The 18,712-nt window shown below is 64.9% G+C and carries 13 protein-coding genes; 7 read left to right on the forward strand and 6 right to left on the reverse strand.

Annotated features, from left to right (window positions below; translation table 11 throughout):
• Positions 1 to 27: 27 nt before the first annotated feature.
• Positions 28 to 2,604: a penicillin-binding protein 1A gene (locus THIMADRAFT_RS18505; RefSeq protein ID WP_007194620.1), complete on the forward strand. Its 2,577-nt coding sequence runs from the start codon at positions 28 to 30 to the stop codon at positions 2,602 to 2,604.
• A 114-nt stretch (positions 2,605 to 2,718) separates the two neighbouring features.
• Here THIMADRAFT_RS18505 and THIMADRAFT_RS18510 read toward each other — a convergent pair whose 3' ends face one another.
• Positions 2,719 to 3,600 carry a DUF6279 family lipoprotein gene (locus THIMADRAFT_RS18510; protein WP_007194621.1) on the reverse strand — a complete coding sequence of 294 codons (882 nt, stop codon included), beginning with the start codon at positions 3,598 to 3,600 and terminating at the stop codon, positions 2,719 to 2,721.
• A 197-nt stretch (positions 3,601 to 3,797) separates the two neighbouring features.
• On the opposite strand from THIMADRAFT_RS18510, the gene THIMADRAFT_RS18515 reads away from it, so the two are divergent.
• The 6 genes from THIMADRAFT_RS18515 (at position 3,798) to THIMADRAFT_RS18540 (ending at position 10,264) form a co-directional block, all read left to right on the forward strand.
• Entirely contained in the window at positions 3,798 to 4,310 is a 513-nt protein-coding gene (locus THIMADRAFT_RS18515; protein ID WP_007194622.1) for an MOSC domain-containing protein, read from the forward strand.
• A complete protein-coding gene (locus THIMADRAFT_RS18520) occupies positions 4,307 to 4,717 on the forward strand; it encodes a hypothetical protein (RefSeq protein ID WP_007194623.1) in 411 nt (136 codons plus the stop codon). Before THIMADRAFT_RS18515 ends, THIMADRAFT_RS18520 begins: the two co-directional genes overlap by 4 nt.
• Before the next feature lie 131 nt (positions 4,718 to 4,848).
• Positions 4,849 to 6,909: a protein-disulfide reductase DsbD family protein gene (locus tag THIMADRAFT_RS18525; protein WP_233490297.1), complete on the forward strand. Its 2,061-nt coding sequence runs from the start codon at positions 4,849 to 4,851 to the stop codon at positions 6,907 to 6,909.
• 78 nt (positions 6,910 to 6,987) lie between these two features.
• Complete coding sequence (locus THIMADRAFT_RS18530; protein ID WP_007194625.1) at positions 6,988 to 7,608, forward strand: redoxin domain-containing protein; 621 nt, start codon at positions 6,988 to 6,990, stop codon at positions 7,606 to 7,608.
• Between the two features lie 77 nt (positions 7,609 to 7,685).
• Positions 7,686 to 8,888, forward strand: coding sequence for an alanine transaminase (gene alaC, locus THIMADRAFT_RS18535; protein WP_007194626.1), 1,203 nt, complete (start codon positions 7,686 to 7,688; stop codon positions 8,886 to 8,888).
• 59 nt (positions 8,889 to 8,947) lie between these two features.
• Entirely contained in the window at positions 8,948 to 10,264 is a 1,317-nt protein-coding gene (locus tag THIMADRAFT_RS18540; RefSeq protein WP_007194627.1) for a homoserine dehydrogenase, read from the forward strand.
• Positions 10,265 to 10,299: 35 nt separating this feature from the next.
• Here the strand turns inward: THIMADRAFT_RS18540 and THIMADRAFT_RS18545 are convergent, their stop codons facing one another.
• From THIMADRAFT_RS18545 to THIMADRAFT_RS18565, 5 genes are all read right to left on the reverse strand, one after another.
• On the reverse strand, positions 10,300 to 10,764 hold the full coding sequence (locus THIMADRAFT_RS18545) for a hypothetical protein (protein ID WP_007194628.1): 465 nt from the start codon (positions 10,762 to 10,764) through the stop codon (positions 10,300 to 10,302).
• A 321-nt stretch (positions 10,765 to 11,085) separates the two neighbouring features.
• Complete coding sequence (locus THIMADRAFT_RS18550; protein ID WP_007194629.1) at positions 11,086 to 12,609, reverse strand: fused MFS/spermidine synthase; 1,524 nt, start codon at positions 12,607 to 12,609, stop codon at positions 11,086 to 11,088.
• A 677-nt stretch (positions 12,610 to 13,286) separates the two neighbouring features.
• A complete protein-coding gene (locus THIMADRAFT_RS18555; protein ID WP_007194630.1) occupies positions 13,287 to 14,342 on the reverse strand; it encodes a DUF4340 domain-containing protein in 1,056 nt (351 codons plus the stop codon).
• Between the two features lie 217 nt (positions 14,343 to 14,559).
• Positions 14,560 to 17,484: a Gldg family protein gene (locus THIMADRAFT_RS18560; protein WP_007194631.1), complete on the reverse strand. Its 2,925-nt coding sequence runs from the start codon at positions 17,482 to 17,484 to the stop codon at positions 14,560 to 14,562.
• Positions 17,477 to 18,415 (reverse strand): ABC transporter ATP-binding protein, encoded by a 939-nt coding sequence (locus THIMADRAFT_RS18565; RefSeq protein WP_007194632.1) that lies wholly within the window; start codon positions 18,413 to 18,415, stop codon positions 17,477 to 17,479. Before THIMADRAFT_RS18565 ends, THIMADRAFT_RS18560 begins: the two co-directional genes overlap by 8 nt.
• Positions 18,416 to 18,712: the final 297 nt, after the last annotated feature.

The raw sequence follows: 18,712 nt of genomic DNA on the forward strand, positions 1-18,712 counted from the left end.
TTCCAAAAGCCCGCGGAAAATCGCGAGATGCTCGACTCCGGCGCGCGCTTGGGTCTCGAGGGAGATCTGCGCTCCGATCCGCCGCATGCACCGCCGAGGGACGGGAAGCGCTCGGCACGCGCAGCACGGACCAAGCATCGCGGCGACCGCCGGGTTGCGCGGCGTCGCCGCTCCGTTTTCGGTTGGTTTACGGGCTTTCTCGCGGTCTTGGGTGCGCCCCTTCAACTCCTTGCCTTGGGTCTCCTCGGGGCAGGTGTTTTCGTGTCGGTCCATGCCCCGGAGCTTCCGAGCGTCGAGAGTCTCACTCAGGTCCAATTCGAGGAGCCGCTGCGTGTCTACAGCAGCGACGGCGGCCTGATCGCGGAGTTCGGCGTCGAGCGGCGCCGTCCGGTGGCCTACGAAGACATCCCGCCGCTGGTGATCAATGCCTTCCTCGCGACCGAGGATGCCCGCTTCTTCGAGCATGGCGGGGTCGATGCGATCGGCATCGGTCGTGCCTTGCTGAGCTTCGTTTCCACCGGCACCAAGGCGCAAGGCGGAAGCACCATCACCATGCAGGTGACGCGTAACTTCCTGCTCAGCTCCGAGAAGACCTTCCAACGCAAGCTCGCAGAGGTCTTGCTCACGCTCCAGGTCGAACGGACCCTGACAAAGGATCAGATCCTCGATCTCTATCTGAATCAGATCTTTTTCGGCCACCGTGCCTACGGCATCTCGGCCGCGGCCGCGCTCTACTACGACAAGGATCTCGACGCGCTCACCCCCGCCGAGGCGGCGATGTTGGCAGGTATCCCGAAGGCGCCCTCCAGCAACAACCCCGTCACCAATCCGGAACGGGCGCTCGAACGACGCAACTACATCCTCTCGCGCATGCTCGAGCTCGGTCAGATCGACCGGGAGGAGTACGAGATTGCGGTCTTGACACCCGACATGGCCCGCTTGCATCGGCGTCAACCGGATCTCGATGCAGGTTACATCGCGGAGATGGCCCGTCAGACCGTTGTTCAACATTACGGCGAGGAGGCGCTCAGTCAGGGCCTTCGGGTTACCACGACGGTCGATTCACGTTTGCAGAGCGCCGCACAGGCGGCGGTGCGCCGGGCCTTGCGCGATTACGATCGACGCCACGGCTATCGCGGCGCCGAGGCGAAGATCGACCTCGACGGCGCGACGGAGGCCGACATGGACGCCTATCTCGAGAGCGTCATCGGGATCCCGGACTTGACGCCGGGGCTGGTGACACGCGCCTCCGCCGGCGAGGCGGAGGTCTATATCGGCTCCGGGCGCCGCGTCGAGCTGGGCCTCAAACAGGTTGCCTGGGCGCAGGAGTTCCGCAATGCGAATTGGCGCGGCCCCCGACCGCGGCGGGTGACGGATGTCCTTGCGGTCGGGGACCTCGTTCGACTCCACAATGAGGGGCCGGGCAAGGACGGCGAGGGGCGTTGGGAGCTCGGGCAGCTACCGAGTGTCGCGGGGGCATTGGTCTCGATCGCGCCGCAGGACGGCGCGGTGCGTGCCTTGGTCGGGGGCTATTCGTTCAACGCGAGCAAGTTCAACCGAGCGGTCGATATGCGCCGTCAGCCGGGCTCGAGCTTCAAGCCATTCGTCTATGCCGCCGCCCTGCATGAGGGTTGGACGCCGGCGAGTTTGATCAAGGACGAGACGGTGAAGCTGATCGGCGAGCAAGATTGGAACCCGCGCAATTCCGATCGCAAGGAAATGGGGCCGATCCGGATGCGGCGTGCCCTTGCGCTCTCGCGCAACCTGGCCGCCATCAATCTGCTGCAAAGCGTCGGTTTGGAGGATGCGCAGAACTACATCCGTGCCTTCGGATTTGACCTGGACGCCATGCCTTTGGGTCTCTCCATGGCCTTGGGAACCGGCGAGATGTCGCCGATGAAGCTGGCTGAAGGCTATGCCGTTTTTGCCAACGGCGGCTACCATGTGACGCCCTATTTCATCCAACGCATCGAGACCGGCGACGGGCGGATCCTCTTCGAGTCGCGAGCGCCGCGATCCTGCTCCGAGTGTTGGTACCGCTACGGCGATGAACCGGCCCTGGTGCAGGGCACGCAGACCGGCGCCGACGCGCCGCAGGTCATCGACCCGAGGATTGCCTATCAGATCACCTCGCTGTTGCGAGAGGTTGTCGAGGCCGGAACGGGAACACGCGCCAAGAAGCTGAAGCGCGAGGACATTGTGGGCAAGACGGGTACGACGAACGACGTGCGCGACTCCTGGTTTGCCGGCTACCAGGCCGACTTCGTGACGATCGCCTGGATGGGCTTCGATGACTTCGAGAAGCTCGGCCGCGGCGAGGAGGGCGGTCGGGCCGCGCTCGGGATGTGGGTTGATTTCATGGGCACCGCACTCGAGAACCTCCCGATCGCGCAGCTCGATCCGCCTCCCGGCATGGTACAGGTGCGTGTCGACCCGACCCGTGGCACCGAGACCAAGGCAAAAAGCGGTATCCTCGAGATGGTCAACGAGGAATTCAGCAATGCGCTTCTCGGCCCCGAGCCGGTCAGGGTCGCGGGCCCGACCAGAAAGGCCGATACCTCCGTGCGTCGATCCGCGCCCCGGGTGATGGACGACCTCTTCTAGACCTAAACCGCGTCTCGAGTGATAGGGTCGTTCGGCTGTTTGACGAACGGGTACCGAACCCAATGAAGCTCGTGCGATCCAAGCATGTCCCTCCTGACGCGGTTCAATGCTGGTTCAACAGGTCATCGGCGCCATTCTCGGTTGCTTCTGAAGCTGCATGAAGTCATCGCGAAGGCTGCGTAAGCGCTTGTTTAATCGATCACGTTGACTGGCGTCGAAGGTCCTGCCGAGATTGACAAAGAGTTCGTCGATCCGCTCTCCCAACTCGCGGCCACCTTGATCGAGTTCCGGCGGCAGGTCGTCGAAGTCGACGAGCCAATCAGCGAGGAATTGCTCGATCTGGGGCTCGGCAGCCTTGTTCCGGATCAGCGCGATCAGCTTCTCTCGTTTGGCGGTGCGATAGTCGACCAGGCTCGCCTGGGTGTCGGGCATGCGCCCGGTCACCTCGGCGACGATCGCCCGCTGCTCCGCGCTCAGCGGGCCGGTCCAGTCCTCGATGGATTTGACGTAGCGTCGGGCGCGTTTCTCCTTTTCGCGCGCGGTGCTGCGCCCCGCAATCTCGGCGCGGTCCTCCGCGGCCTCTTCGCGAAAGCGCTGGTCCAGTCGCTCGATTTGCGCCGGAGTCAGCTCGGCTAGAAGCGGTGCTGCGAGATTGACCGCGAAACGCGCCTGGCGTCGGTAGATGTCCCGAAATTGGCCGGTCAGGCAGTCCATGTTGCGCGTATCGAAACCCGCCTCGCTTGCGGCGAGGATTTGGTCGAAATAGGCCGCCAAATAGGGCAGCTCCTCGGCGCGATGACGTGACAGCTCGGCGTCGAGAAGCGGCTCCCAACGCTGAAGTTGGCCTTGCTCTAGGTCAAGGTAGTCCTTCGCGTAGGCCGTCACGAGGAAATCGCCGGTGTTGTAGGCGATGCCGACGCGGCTGCATCCCGCAAGTGTCAGTGCGGTTGCGACGATAGCCGCGGCGAGGCGGAGCGGGAGAGAGATTCGGGGCATGGCGAGTCACGTCTGATCGAGGTTGTTTTTGGACGGAAGACGGCGCGGACGTCAACCGCATCAGCCGGCACGACGGCTGTCCGCGGTTTGACGGCGCGAAGGCCGAAAGGATCCCGCGGGCGAGGTGTGCGTCTTGTCCGCGCTCTTATTGCCCCGATCTTGGCTCGAGTCGGGAAATTCAAGCCGTAGGCCATCGCATGGATTCACTTTCGGTTTTGCTCGCACGATTTCCGCATCCGGGCGAGGTGGCGTGGATCGGCCGACGACCGGCCCGCCGGGCGGACGTCATCGTCTGTACGGCCGTTACGGCGTTGGCCGGGCAGGGGCTGGAGGGCGATCACTACGCGGGCCGGTCGGGCGCGCGCGGCGTGACGCTTATGCAGGCTGAACATCTCGCGGTCTTGGCCGCACTCTTGCGCCGGGATGCGATCGATCCCGCCCTGTTGCGGCGTAATCTCGTTGTCTCCGGTGTCAATCTCACCGCGCTGAAAGGTCAACGGTTTCGCATCGGGACGGCAGTACTCGAGGGAACGGGTCCGTGCCCTCCGTGCTCGCGCATGGAGGAGACTTTAGGCCCGGGCGGCTACAACGCGATGCGCGGCCACGGCGGGTTGAACGCGCGCGTGGTCAGGGGCGGGATGATCCGGCTCGGCGATGCGGTCGTTCCGCTTCTTGACGCGATCGATCCAGAGGAGACTGTTCCGCGATGAAATGCCCCTTCGCCTCCCCGCTCATCAAGTCCACGGCGGCTTGCCCGCATGCCCGCGAGGTCGTCCGCCGAGGCGGCTCGGAATTCGACTGCCTGTCCGAGCCCGCGCATGACCTTTGCGAGCAGGTATTCTCCGGTCTCAGGGCATGTGCTCTGGCTGCGGCGGGCGTCGAGGACGATCCGACACAGATGCCCCACAGCCTGCTGGTCAAGATCCAGTCCGGCGGACTGCTCGGCCTGCAACGTCTACTCGGGGAGTCCAACGCGGATGCACGCGTAGCCGATATCGGCGATCTGGTGGCGCGTGCGTCGGCGCATTTCGGCGGGGCCGATCGCATCCCGTACGCGGCGTTGGGCGAGGATATGACGGCGTTCAAACTGGAGCGGAGAGCGGGGCGGCGCCGGTGATGGCGGGGATGTATACCGAGCCGTCGTCGGACTTTCTTCGGCGTCGATCGGCATTTCGCGGGGTTTTTCGGGCCGGCTTTGCCCTCTGTGTTCTGTTGCTCGTCTGGTCGAGCGCGGTGCCGGCCAATCCTGTGACGACCGAAAACGTGACCGCGCGCCTGGTCGCGGAGCGGATCGAGGTTGCGCCGGGCGAAACCCTCGACCTGGCCCTGGTGTTCGAGATCCGACCGGGCTGGCACACCTACTGGCGCAATCCGGGCGACTCGGGCGATCCCCCACGCATTGAATGGACCTTGCCGGACGGTGTTGAAGCCGGCCCTCTGCGTTGGCCGAGACCCGAGCTGATCCCGGTCGGTCCTTTGACCAACTACGGCTATTCCGAGCGCGCCGTTCATCTGATCGCGCTCTCCGTACCTGCGGATTGGCCGATCGGCGAGCCCGTGCGCATCCGCGCGGATGTCGATTGGCTGGTGTGCGAGGAGCACTGCATCCCGGAATCGGGCCGATTCGATCTGACACTTGCCACGGCGGCAGGGGCAGGGGAGGCGGTCGGACCGGCCCCGATCGATCCGGCGCAGGCCGAGGTCTTCGCTGCGGCCCGTGCGGAATTGCCCCGGGGGCGAATCGAGGGCGCCGTGCTCGGCGCTGCGGGCACGGGACTCGGTCTCGTCATCCCCGCAGACGGGTTGCCGCAGGAGATCGACGGGGTCTGGTTCTTCGCCGGGGAATGGGGTCTGATCGAGCACGCCGCGCAGCAGTCTTGGCGGCTGGTCGACGGCCAGCTGCGGATCGATCTGTCGCCCGGTGCATTGGCGGATCAAGCCGCGCCCGATGGCCTGCTGGTGGTCGCTGACATGCGCGGGGAGGTGCGGTCCTACGAGATCGCGGCCGTGCGCGGGTCGCTCCCCGGCACCATCCCGCCCGATCGTCCGATCGGGTTGCCGCTGGCGTTCGTCTTCGCCTTGCTCGGCGGCCTGATCCTGAACCTGATGCCGTGCGTCTTTCCGATCCTGGCGATGAAGGCATTGAGTCTGATCCATAGCCTGTCCGGACAGGGCCCGGAGGCGGCGCGCGAGCGCGTCCTCCATGGTTTGGCCTACACCGCGGGGGTGCTCCTCTTCTTCGCCGGGCTCGCGGCGCTCTTGTTGGCCTTGCGGGCCGGCGGGGCGGCCGTCGGTTGGGGTTTTCAGCTCCAGTATCCGCCCTTCGTCGCCTTCATGGCCTACGTCTTTTTCGTCATCGGCCTGAGCCTGTCGGGCGCGATCACCATCGGCGCCCGGCTGATGAGCCTGGGTGGCACCGGAACCGGATCGGGGACCGCGGGTGCCTTCGGGACCGGCGCCTTGGCGGCTTTGGTCGCCGCGCCTTGCACCGCGCCCTTTATGGGCGCCGCCTTGGGCTATGCCGTCACCCTGAGCTGGCCGCTCGCGTTGGCGATCATGCTGACCTTGGGGTTCGGCTTGGCGCTCCCCTTTCTCGTGTTGTCGCTGGTGCCGCGGTTGGCCCGTTTGCTGCCGAAGCCGGGCGCCTGGATGGAGACCCTCAAACAGGCGCTCGCCTTTCCGATGTTCGCGGCCGCGGCCTGGTTGGTCTGGGTCCTGAGCGTGCAGACCGGATCGGGCGGGGTCGCGCTGGTGCTCGGCGGTCTAGTCTTGTCGGCCTTCGGGCTTTGGTTGCGCGAGCGTACGCGCAGTCTGCCATCGGCGCGACGGCGCCTCGGTGTCGCCGCCACCTCCGCAGCGCTGATCGGCGCTCTTTATCTCGGGGTGACGACCGATCGGCTGACCGCTCCTGTACCGTCCCCGGGCGACGAATCCGGGAGCGGCCTCGCGAGCGAGCCCTATTCGCCGGAGCGCCTCGCCGCGGCGCGCGCGGAGCGCCGACCTGTCTTCGTCAACATGACGGCCGCCTGGTGCATCACCTGTCTGGTCAACGAGCGGGTCGCCTTGAGCGCGTCGGACGTCGCGCGGACCTTCTCGGATGCAGGGGTACTGTATCTCAAGGGCGATTGGACCAATCGCGACCCCGCGATCACCGCCTATCTTGCCGAGCACGGGCGCAACGGCGTCCCGCTCTATGTCTTCTATCCGCCCGACGGGGATCCGCAGGTTCTCCCGCAGATCCTGACCGAGGACCTGGTTCGACGCGCGATCCGCACGTCGACACAGGGATCGCCGGGGCGCGATGGATGAGTCGAGCCCGAGACGTCGCGTCTGCGTGGCCCGAAGCATAGGGATCACCGATCACCCACCAGAGCGAAGGAGAGAACCATGAAGCAGGCTTTTTCGAAGACCCTTGTCTTCGGCGCGGTCGCCTTGGCGGCGACACTGTCCGTCGGCGTCGCCGTCGCGGCACCCAAGGTCGGCGCCCCGGCTCCGGATTTCAGCGTCGTCGACACCGCAGGCGAGACCTGGAGCCTCGGCGGTCTTGCGGGCAAGACGATCATCCTGGAATGGACCAATCACGATTGCCCGTACGTGGTTAAACACTACGCCTCCGGCAACATGCAGGCCGTGCAGAAGGAGGCGACCGACGCGGGTTATGTGTGGCTTTCGGTCATCTCCTCGGCCTCCGGCAAACAGGGGCATGTGAGTCCGGCGAAGGCCGATGATCTCACCGACGATCGAGGCGCTGCGCCCACGGCGGTCCTGCTCGATACCTCCGGGGCCATGGGCCGCGCTTACGATGCCAAGACCACGCCGCACATGTACATCATCGATCCCGCAGGGACACTGGTTTACATGGGAGGCATCGACGATAAGCCGACGACCGATCAGGCGGACATCGCGGCTGCGAGCAACTACGTGCGTCTCGCCATGGCGGATCTGGCTGCCGGCAACCCGATCGCGACCCCGGTGACACGGCCCTACGGGTGCTCGGTGAAGTACTGATGCATCGACTTTGAATCCGGCGGGCGGGACTGTAGACTTCAACGTTTTCCCCACTCCCAGCGTCAAGAGGTTGTCCAGTGGTCGCCCCCGAGCCCGAATTTCACCGCATCAAGCGGCTGCCGCCCTATGTCTTCAACATCGTCAACGAGTTGAAGGCCGAGGCGCGAGCGCGGGGCGAGGACATCATCGATTTCGGGATGGGGAATCCCGACCAGCCGACCCCGCAGCACATCGTCGACAAGCTGGTCGAGGCGTCGGTCCGCAAGGACACGCATCGGTATTCGGTCTCGCGCGGGATCCCGCGCCTGCGCCGCGCCATCTGTCATTGGTATCGCGATCGCTTCGATGTCCATCTGGATCCGGACAGCGAGGCGATCGTGACCATCGGGTCCAAGGAAGGGCTCGCCCATTTGGCGCTCGCCACCATGGGGGCAGGGGATTCGGTTTTGGTACCGAATCCGGCCTATCCGATCCATCCCTACGGATTCATCATCGCCGGCGCGGACGTGCGCCATGTGCGACTGACGCCGGACGTGGACTTCTTCGAGGAGCTGCAACGCGCCATCCAGGACTCTTGGCCGAAGCCCAAGATGCTGGTGCTGAATTTTCCGGGTAATCCGACGACGCAATGCGTGGAGCTGGAATTCTTCCAAAAGGTCATCGACATCGCCTCCGAGCACGGGATCTGGGTGGTCCACGACATCGCCTACGCCGACATTGTCTTCGACGGCTATCGTGCCCCCTCGATTCTGCAGATCCCGGGCGCGAAGGACATCGCCGTCGAGTTCTTCTCGATGTCCAAGAGCTACAACATGCCGGGCTGGCGTGTCGGTTTCATGTGCGGCAACCGAACCCTGGTCGCCGCGCTCGCGCGCATCAAGTCCTATCTCGACTACGGGACCTTCACGCCGATCCAGGTCGCGGCCATCGCGGCACTCGAGGGGCCGCAGGATTGCGTGCGCGAGATCAGCGACACCTACGAGAGCCGGCGGGATGTCCTCTGCAGCGGACTGAACGCCGCAGGTTGGCCGATCGAGCCGCCGAAGGCGACCATGTTCGTCTGGGCGCCCATTCCCGAGCCCTATCGGTCGCTCGGCTCGCTTGAGTTTTCCAAGAAGCTCCTGCAGGAGGCCAAGGTCGCCGTCTCGCCCGGGATCGGCTTCGGCGAATACGGGGACGGCCACGTGCGTTTCGGGCTGATCGAGAACGAGCATCGTACCCGTCAGGCGATCCGCGGGATCAAAGAGATGTTCCGCCGCGAGTCGCGGGCCGGGAGCTGAGCTTTCGAACAGGTAGGTGTCCGCTTCGGCGAACCGATTTGCGAACAAGGGGTGCATGAATGGAACCGGTGAAGGTCGGACTTCTGGGTTTGGGGACGGTCGGCGGCGGCACCGTGACGGTCTTGTCGCGCAATGCCGCGGAGATCGCGCGTCGCGCCGGTCGGGGGATCGAGATCTCGCACGCGGCGGCACGTGACTATGATCCGGAGCATATTGAAGGTCTGGAGGCGATCACTCGGATCGGCTCGGATGCCTTCGCCGTGGTCGAGGATCCCGAGGTCCGGATCGTCGTCGAGCTGATCGGAGGATACTCGCCTGCGCTCGAGCTCGTACTCAAGGCGATCGAGAACGGAAAGCACGTCGTCACCGCCAACAAGGCGCTGATCGCACGCCACGGCAACGAGATCTTCGCCGCAGCGCGCGAGCGCGGCGTCATGGTGGGCTTCGAGGCGGCGGTCGCCGGCGGGATTCCCATCATCAAGGCCTTGCGCGAAGGTCTGGCGGCAAATCACATCGAGTGGATCGCCGGCATCATCAACGGCACCGGCAACTTCATCCTGACCGAGATGCGCGACAAGGGCCGCGATTTCGCCGATGTCCTCGCCGAGGCTCAGGCGTTGGGTTACGCGGAGGCCGATCCGACCTTCGACGTCGAAGGTATCGACGCCGCGCACAAGCTAACGATTCTCAGCTCCCTCGCCTTCGGTGTTCCGCTCCAGTTCGAGCGGTGTTTTACCGAGGGCATCTCGAAGGTCGGTGCGTTGGACGTGGCCTACGCCGCTGAGCTGGGCTACCGGATCAAACACCTCGGGATCACGCGTCGCAGCGAGGACGGGATCGAGCTGCGAGTGCACCCGACGCTGATCCCCGAGCGCCGTCTCATTGCGAACGTCGACGGGGTAATGAACGCCGTTCTAGTCAAGGGCGATGCGGTCGGACCGACCCTCTACTACGGCGCCGGGGCGGGCGCACTGCCGACGGCCTCGGCGGTGGTCGCGGATCTGGTGGATGTGACGCGCGCCTTGACCACGGATCCGAACAACCGGGTCCCGCATCTCGCGTTCCAACCCGATGAGTTGGCCGACACCCCGGTCATGCCGATGGAGGCGGTGCAGACCGCCTACTATCTGCGTCTTGCGGCGCTCGATCAGCCCGGCGTCATGGCCCGGATCGCGAGCATCCTGGGCGAGCAGGGCATCAGTATCGAGGCGATCAAGCAGAAGGAGCCGGAAGAGGGTCAGACCCATGTTCCGCTGGTGATGCTGACCCATCGTGTCGTCGAACGGCAAATGAACGAGGCGATCGCGCGGATCGAGGCGCTGGACTCGGTGCAGGGTGAGGTGACGCGGATTCGGATGGAGACCTTGTCGGGCTAAAACAGTGCGCGCGGCGTCTCTGCTCCGTGCGTGGTTTAAGGCCACAGGCGAATGGCTGCGACCACCAACGCGCCGACGCTGATCGTCAGACCGAGAGACCAGAACATGAAGCGGTCGAGCCGCCGGCTCAGCTCTTCGAAGCGTTTGTCCATGGATTCGAAACGTTTGTCCATGGATTCGAAACGTTTGTCGACTGCATCGAAGCGCTGATCCATGTTCAGCTGCATTTGCTCGAAGCGCTTATCAACGGCCTCGAAGCGTTTGTCCATGTTCAACTGCATCTGCTCGAAACGCTTCTCCACCGCGTCGAAGCGCTTGTCCATCTGCACCAGGATGGTCTGGATCAGCTCGCGCTGGTGCCTGAGCTCCTCCTCGACCCGCACCATGCGTTCGCGCAGCTCGATCTCGTAGACAGCCGGCGGCTTGGCGAAGGATTGCTCGGCCAGCCATTCGCCTAAATGGGCCTTGATGAACTCGATGTCTTCCCGTGCCAGGGCCATGTGTCCCTCCCGTCGCGCGCCGTCCGGAGATGCGCTCTAAACCGCGTCCAGAGCGACCTGCGTCTTTTTCATGTTGTATTCGGCCTTGGTGATTTCACCACCCATGGCGGAGACGCGGTTCAGAATTTTATATTTTTTAAAAACTTTAAACCGCGCCAGCTCCAAAAATCGTCGAGTCTGCCGGGGCCGATCCCATCCTAAAACATCTCAAAGACCGCGCTGGGCGCGGTTTAGTTTAAATCACCTTGCTCGCGGTATTGGCTCGATGCCGAGCCGATCGGCATCCTGCGCCTTGATTCGACGCCGGAGAGGTGTTGTTGTTCACCGCCCCAGATCCTCGAAATAGAACTCCGAGACCAACCGCTCGACGGGGACGTAGTTATCGGTCAAGAGCGGCAGCGCGTCGAAGGCGGTTCCGGTCCGCATCATGGGCTCGGTGACGCGCAGCCAGCGATGATCGAAACCACGCCGGGCGACGAGCGTCTCGGGCGGCTCGCGGGCATCGCTCGCGGAGATGACGAAGGTCATGCGCTCGGCCTCGGGCGGGACCATGTCCATCCAGACATGCACGTGCTCGAACGACTCGGACAAGGTCTTCATCATGCTCTTGACCAAGCGCGGATCCGGAAAGGCGTCCAGGACGTTGAGCAGATAGATCCCGTCCGGGGCCAGCCGGGATTTTACAAGCTCCGCGTACTCATGGGTCACGAGGTGATAGGGGATGGAGATGTCGTGGAAGGCATCGGAGACGATTACGTCGTAGCACTCGGAGGGCTCTCGGGTGAGGACGATCCGCGCGTCCGCGTGGACGACGCGCATCCCTTCGGTGTCCAGGAACAGCCCATCTTCGGCCGTGCGCGTGACCAGCGGGTCCAGCTCGGCGACGGCGACGGTCGCGTTCGGGGTCCGCGAGCGGACCGAGCGGGGCAGGGTGTAGGCGCCGCCGCCCGCGAAGAACCAGCGTAGCGTCTCGGCCTTGTCTTCTCCGAAGTGCTCGAGTGCGAGCTCGTCCATCAACTGCACATAGGGGGAGATCAGCATGCCGGGCTCGCTATCGTGATTGGTGCCGTGGATGAGATGGTCCAGCACCAGGCTGCGCGCGACGCCGAGGGGAGCGCGTTCGGAATCGTCGATGACCCGAATGCAGAAATAGTTGCTTTCGCGGTCGCAGGGATTGGAGAAGCCGTTGCGCGCATCCGTGACCAGGATCAGACCGACCGCCGCGACCAGCGCGGCGACGGGCGCCACGCGCGAGCGCCCTTTGAAAAACGGCAGTGCGAGCAGAAAGAGCCCGAGCGCGGTCCCGATGACGATGCCGCGCGTGCCCAGATACTGGATCAGCACGTAGCCCGTGATGAAGGTGCCCAGAATGCTGCCCAGCGCCGCCAGCGCGTGCATGCGTCCGACGATATGGCCGGTGCGTCGATCCATCCCCAGGGCCAGCGTCGTCAGAAGCGGCGTCACCACACCGAGCAACACGGCCGGCATGAAGAAGAGCGCGAGGACATAGAAAAAGCTCGCGCCCAGCAGGGTCATCTCGCGCGCCTCGATGAGCGGTGCGACCAGCGTCAAGAGGAAGAGGATGCCGAGACTGAAGAGCCCGGCCAGCGCCAGCGTGATGCCGGCCGCCAGCTCGTTGCCGCCGCGATCGGCCCAGATGCCGCCGAGCCAGTTTCCGAGCGACAACCCGGCGAGGATGACGCCGATGATGGCGGTCCAGGTGTAGAGCGACACCCCGACGTACGGCGCGATCAGGCGGCCCGCGAGGATCTCCAGGACCAGAAGGAAGGCCGAGCTGAGAAAAATGGTGACGCCGTACCAGGTGATGCGCAGACGGTCGGACACGATGGACTCCGAGAGTGGGCGATCGGTCCGCAAGGATAGCGAAGGGCGGGATCCTCCACCAGAGGACCGTCCGGGCGTGTTGGGCTGGTGGATCTTAAACCGCGCCCGGTGCGGTATGCGGCATGTGTTGGACTGGTTTGGCTATGCCAGCTCCGACGACTGTTGGAGTTGGCGCGGTTTAACGTATCAAAAAATAAAAAATTCCAGACTGCGCCTCACTGGGATCGAGGATGTCTCAGAATCTATATGCACGATGCTTGCAGTCGTCCTTGTCCCCGGCGAGACCGCCGGAAGGCCCTAACGGCGCTCACGTCGGCGTTTGACCTCCGCCCATCCGAGAGGCGCTATGCCGGCGCGTCAAGCGACTGGAAGCCGCTTCGACGCCCAGCAGAAGCGGGTTCAGGGCGGGTTGCTAGAGCGTCGCGTGGAGCGCGAGCCTGCCGATTGTGGCTCCGGTGGAAGAGGACGACTGCAAGTCGTCTATCCCGGGAGGTGTCGCCGCTTCGCGACGACGGTTGGCGTTACTTCCGGCCGGTCATCTACGCAAGGTGCGAGCGGGGAGTCCATGCGTATCGGGACAAGGCACGCCGGCGAGGCCCACCGTCCCCTCCCGTAAGTGGGCGCAACGCCGCGGCGGTGCGGAGCGGGTCCGGAGTCGGACCCACACTCGTCATGCGTCATTCGGCGGGTTGCGGCTCCTCGCTCAGCTCCTCCGGCATCGGCGGTGTCTCCGGGGGGCTCGAGGGCTCGACGCTTGCGGATGGATCGGCCGAGTCGTCGGCCCCAAGAAGATCCGCGACCTCGATGTCGAGCAATTCCCCGAGATCGAATTCGGAGAGTTTGAAGAACCAGGGCCGATCGGCAGCCTTCAGGACATAGTCCTGGCTATCCTCGGCCTGCGAGATCCGATAGCGCCGCTTCGATCCGTCGGCGAGCCCGATCTCGAGATCCATCAGGGGATCCTGCTGACGGTAGGCGGGATCATCCACGACACCGAGCACGCCCCGGTAACCCAGATTGGCGAGGCGCAGCACCAGGGCCGAGACCGTCTCTTCATCGATCGGCCGATCCTCGTCCGCGAGCGCCCAGACGCCCGCTTCGTCCTTGCTCAGAATCCACTCGTTAGCGGCGATGCGGGTGATCTGCTCGCCCTCCAAGCGCAGCAGCCCGACCTCGATCCAATCATCTCGTCGCGCGGAGACGTCGGACAAGGCGAGCCGCAGCTCATAGACGGCCGGCTCCCCCGGGAGGCGCGCGAAGACGCGCCGGAAGCCGGGCGAGTCTCCGATCAGGAGACCGGCGATCGGTCCCGCCTCGCCGTCGAGCGTCAGGCGTCGCTCGAAGGCGTCGTCGGCGACCTTGAAGCGCTCGCGGGCCTCTTCGCTGGTGGCGATCGGAAGGGGTCGCTTCAGCGCGGTAAGCTCCTCGAGGACTTGCTCGACCTTGGCGCTCTGAACCGGGAGCTCGTCCAGATCCACGTCGACCCAGGTGTCGTTGCGGCGAACCAGGGTCACGGACTCGGTCCCGTCACCGTTCTCGATGCGCAGGGACTGGACCTGATCGGGCGCAATCCCGAGCAGCGGAATGTCCGCGGCGCTCGGTGCGAGTGCGCGACCGCCCCCCAGATTCAAACCGAGTGCGAGCAGGATCTGCAGGACCAGCAACCCGGCCAGCCCCATGACGATCGGCGCGAGCAGGTCCGGGCGCCAGCCGGTGTCGGATTGAACACTCATGTCGGTCATTCTCGTCTTAAACCGCGCTCGGCGCGGCATGCGAAGGTTTTGGATGGGATCGGCCCCGGCAGATCTGAAGACCGCCGGAGCTAGCGCGGTTTAAGGTATTAAAAAGTTTATTATTTTAAACCGCGTCTCTGCTAAGGGTTGTGGTTGTACCAAACGTCGAACTGACTCGAAAGTTAGCATGTCGCTCTGGACGCGGTTTAACCCGGGATCAAGCACGCGGAAGATCGCCCAGAATCGCCTCGTCGGTTCGCTCGCGCCGTGCCCTGGAGCGTCGGTACAGCCAATACACCAAGGCCAGACCGGCGAGCGCCAGGACATAGTTCAGGGTCTCCCAGAAGAGGCGACCCTCGCGGCCTACCGGCTCGAGCAGCCGGTTGAACTGACCGCGTCCGCGCAGCGTGAGCAGGCCTCGATCCTCCAGTGACCAGTCGACGGCGTTTTGGATCAGCTCCAGCGGTTTGAGATAACGGCTCTGGGTGGCCTCGGTCGCCAGACTGATGGCGGTATCCGAGAGGAAGGTCGAAGAGCCGATCAGGATCAGGCGCGCCGATGCGGGCGAGCTCTCCACGACGCCCGAGATGACAGGGGTCTTCTCCTCGACAGGTTCGCCAGTGTCGGGGTCGATCGCGTGCGCGTCGGCGTCTTCAGGCGCGGTCTCTTCGGACGGCGTGTCTTCCAGAAGCGGCGAGGGACGCCCCGCGAAGGCCGAGTCGAAGTGTCCCTCGACCGCGACGGCGAGCACTCGGCTGCCGCGATCCTCGCCGCGCGCGAAACCGAGAGTGCCGTGGGTCTCGAAGTCGGGCTGCATGTTCTCCGATTCGCTGGTCCAGGACCCGGACGAGCTGCGGATCAGCTCGATCACGCGCCGATCGGCATTCTTCTCGGCATCGACCTGAATCGGCGATGACCAGTTCATGGTGATCTGGCCGAGGCCCGAGGTGATTCCGGAGTCCTGCGCAAGTCCGTCGCTGCGGACATCCGGGAAATAGGGATAGTCGAGCGTCTGAATCTCTTCGACGGTGAAGCCACCCAGATCGCGCTGCACCGGGATCGGAAAGGGTGTGTTCTTAGGGTCGAGCACCAGGCTCGGCTCGAGTGTTACGCCCTGATGGGCGAGCCAGTCTTCCAACCCGGTCGGGGCGGCTTGCGCCGCGATCGAGCCCCCGGCCAGGTCCAGATCGAAGCTGGATGCGGCCAGGATGACGGTCCCGCCCTGCATCAGGAATTGGTCGATGGCGAACTGCTGGCGCTCGTCCAGGGCCTCGGGTCCCACCACCATCAATAGATCCGTCTCTTCGGGGACCTGGCCGGACGTGAGATCGGTCTCGCGCAGGTTGAATCCGGTGCGCAGGGTCTCCTGCAACAGGCCGTAACCGGGCCCGGCGGCCGGCTCGCCGAACATCCCCGGGGTCGACGGCGGCGTGTAGAGCGCGATGGTGCGCAACACGCCCGGTGCGAATCGCTTGATGCCGGCCTCGATGGTGCGTGTCAGACCCGCCCGATCGAGCGACTCGGGGAGCGGAACCGGAACGGCCTGATCGCCGGATTCGAGCACCATGTAAAAATAGAAGGGCGTGGGATCGAGCAGGCTGACCACCAGCGGCTCGAAGCCGAACTGTTCGGCGATCGTTTGGGCCAGCGCGCCGTCGCCGGCCGCAGGATCCTGGATCTCGAAGTGGAAGCGCTCGCCGCCCTTCGCCGCCAGCTCCGAGAGGATCGACTCCAGGTCGGCACGTAGCTCGGGCAAGGGCTCGGGCAGGCGATCGGCCGGCGAGATGAAGCCGCGGAAATGCACCGGTTCGGTCAGATTTGCGAAGAGATCACCGGCGCCTTGATAGCCGTAGAGAACCTTGCGGATCACGCGGGTGAGGTCGTACTCGGGGTTGCGCAGACGCACGTCCAGATCGGTCTCGCCCTGGACCTTCACGTCGATCAGGTCCTGAAAGCCGAGCGTCTCGAACTGATCGCCGTACTTGATCAAGAGGTCGAAATAGGAGTTGACCACGGAGGCCTGATACTTGGTCGCGGTCTGGAAGGCGACGGGGCGGATCCCGTATTGCTCGCCGGCCTCGCGCTCGAGCTCGGGCGAGCGTTGAGGATCGACGAACTCGACCTGCACTCGGCCGCCGCCCGCGATCTGATATTCACGCAGCAGATCTCGAATCTGGGGAACCAACGGGGCCAGCAAAGGGTGCGTGTCCGCGCTGAAATAGCCGCGGATCAGGAGCGGCTCCTGTAGCTGACCGAGATAGGTTCGGGTCGCCTCCGAGATCGAATAGACGCGGCCCTCGGTGAGATCCACGCGTGCATTGCCGATCGCGCCGAGCCAGAGGTTCGCCGCCAAGAGGTTGGCGACCGCGAGCCCGGTCACCAGGGTCCAGCGTCGATGATGCCGCCGGTTGGCGTCCGATTCGGCCCAGCGCAGCCGCTCCAGACTGTAGAGGGTGAGGGCGAGGAAGGCGCCGACGATGCTCAGGTAGTAGACGAGATCGCGTAGATCGATCACACCGCGCGTGACGGACTCGAAGCGCGAGCCGCTGCCGATGAGTCGGAGCAGCTCGCCGCCGCCGTGCCCGACCAGTCCGGTCAGCGCAGGGGTGCCGATCAAATAGAGGAGGGCGCCGACCAAGGTGGTCCCGATCAGGGCGACGATCGGGTTGTCGGTGCGCGAGGAGACGAACAGACCAATCGCAAGGTAGGCCGAGGCCAGCAGCAGTGTCGCCAGATAGGCCCCGATCACCGGGCCCCAGTCCATCGGCCCGAGGACCGAAACGGTCAGCGGGATCGGCAGCGTCAGCGCCAAGGCAATCGCGACCAGTGCCAGACCCGCGAGGAACTTGCCGAGGACCAGATGCAGGGTCGGCACCGGCAGGGTCATGAGTGTTTCGAGCGTCCCGGCGCGTCGCTCCTCGCTCCAGAGGCGCATGGTCAGGGCGGCGCAGAGAAAGATCAGCAGCACGGGCATCCAGTCGAACAGGGGGCGCGCATCGGCGATGTTGCGCGCAAAGAAGGCATCGACCCAGAAGAAAACGAAGAGCGAGACCGCCAGGAAGGCGCCGATGAAGAGATAGGCGACCGGGGAGCCGAAGAAGGCGCCGAGCTCGCGGCGCGCGACGCGCAGGATGTCAGACATGAGCCACCTCCATCTGCTCCAAGGTCACGGCCCCGAAGAGGTCTTCGAGGTCACGACGCTCGGGTGCGAGCGCGTAGAGGTTCCAGGGTTGTCGGCCGAGTGCCTTCGCGACCACAGGCGCGAGCGCCTGCGGATCCTCAGCGCTCAGGGCGAAATGGCGAAGCCCCGCGTCTCCGTCCCAAGACTCTACGGCCGTGACCCCCTCGATCCGTGCGAGCACCGGCCGCGCCTCCTCTGCCGCGCGGTCGAGCGTGACGAGCAGCCGCTTGGGCCGCCCGATGGCATCCAGCGCGCTGTCGAGCGCCAGTTGTCCGCCGCGCATGATGAGCACCCGGCTGCACACCGCCTCGACCTCCTGCAGGACGTGGGTGGAGATGATCAGGGTCGCGTCCTTGGCCAGCTCGCGGACCAGGCTGCGCATGTGCTGGATCTGCGAGGGGTCCAGGCCGTTGGTCGGCTCGTCCAGGATCAGGATGGCAGGCTCGTGGAGGATCGCCTGGGCGACGCCGACGCGCTGGCGATAGCCGCGCGAGAGGGTGGCGATGGTCGCGGTCGCCTTCGGGCCGAGGTCCGTGCGCTCGATCGCCCGGCGGATGGCTGCGGGACGGCGGTTGTCGGGCATGCCGTGCAGTGCGGCCTGATAGTCCAGGTAGTCGATCACCCGCATCTCGGGATAGAGCGGGCAGTTCTCGGGCAAATAGCCGATGCGCCGTTGCGCCTCGCGCCTCTGCTCGGCGATGTCCAGAGCGTCGATGCGGATCGAGCCGCTGCTCGGCTCCAGATAACCGGTCATCATCTTCATGATGGTGGTCTTGCCGGCCCCGTTGTGGCCGAGCAGACCGACGATCTCGCCGCGGCCGATGTCGAACGACACCTGTTGAACCGCCTTGAGCTCGCCGTAGCTGCGACTCAGCTCGCGAACCTCGATCATGATGTCTCCTGCTGAACCGCGTCCCGGGCACTCGACGTCGGAATCGTCCGGGATCGGGCCTCGGCGATTCCGGGTCCGTCGGAGCGGACGCGGTTCAGGACTTTTTTGTTGGGAATGGAAACCGCGTCGAGGATCGAGCGATTCGCTAACGCCGTGTCCTGTCTCGGGACAAACTCGGCTCATCGGATCTTGGCGCGGTCGAGCGTCCGCCGGGTCTCGGACGCCGTTCGGGCGCGAATTTCACCCGAGGCGGGCTCGGTATGCAAGACCCACGCATTGTTCATCATCCAGGCCGTA

It is taken from the genome of Thiocapsa marina 5811 (assembly GCF_000223985.1).
Taxonomy (GTDB): domain Bacteria; phylum Pseudomonadota; class Gammaproteobacteria; order Chromatiales; family Chromatiaceae; genus Thiocapsa; species Thiocapsa marina.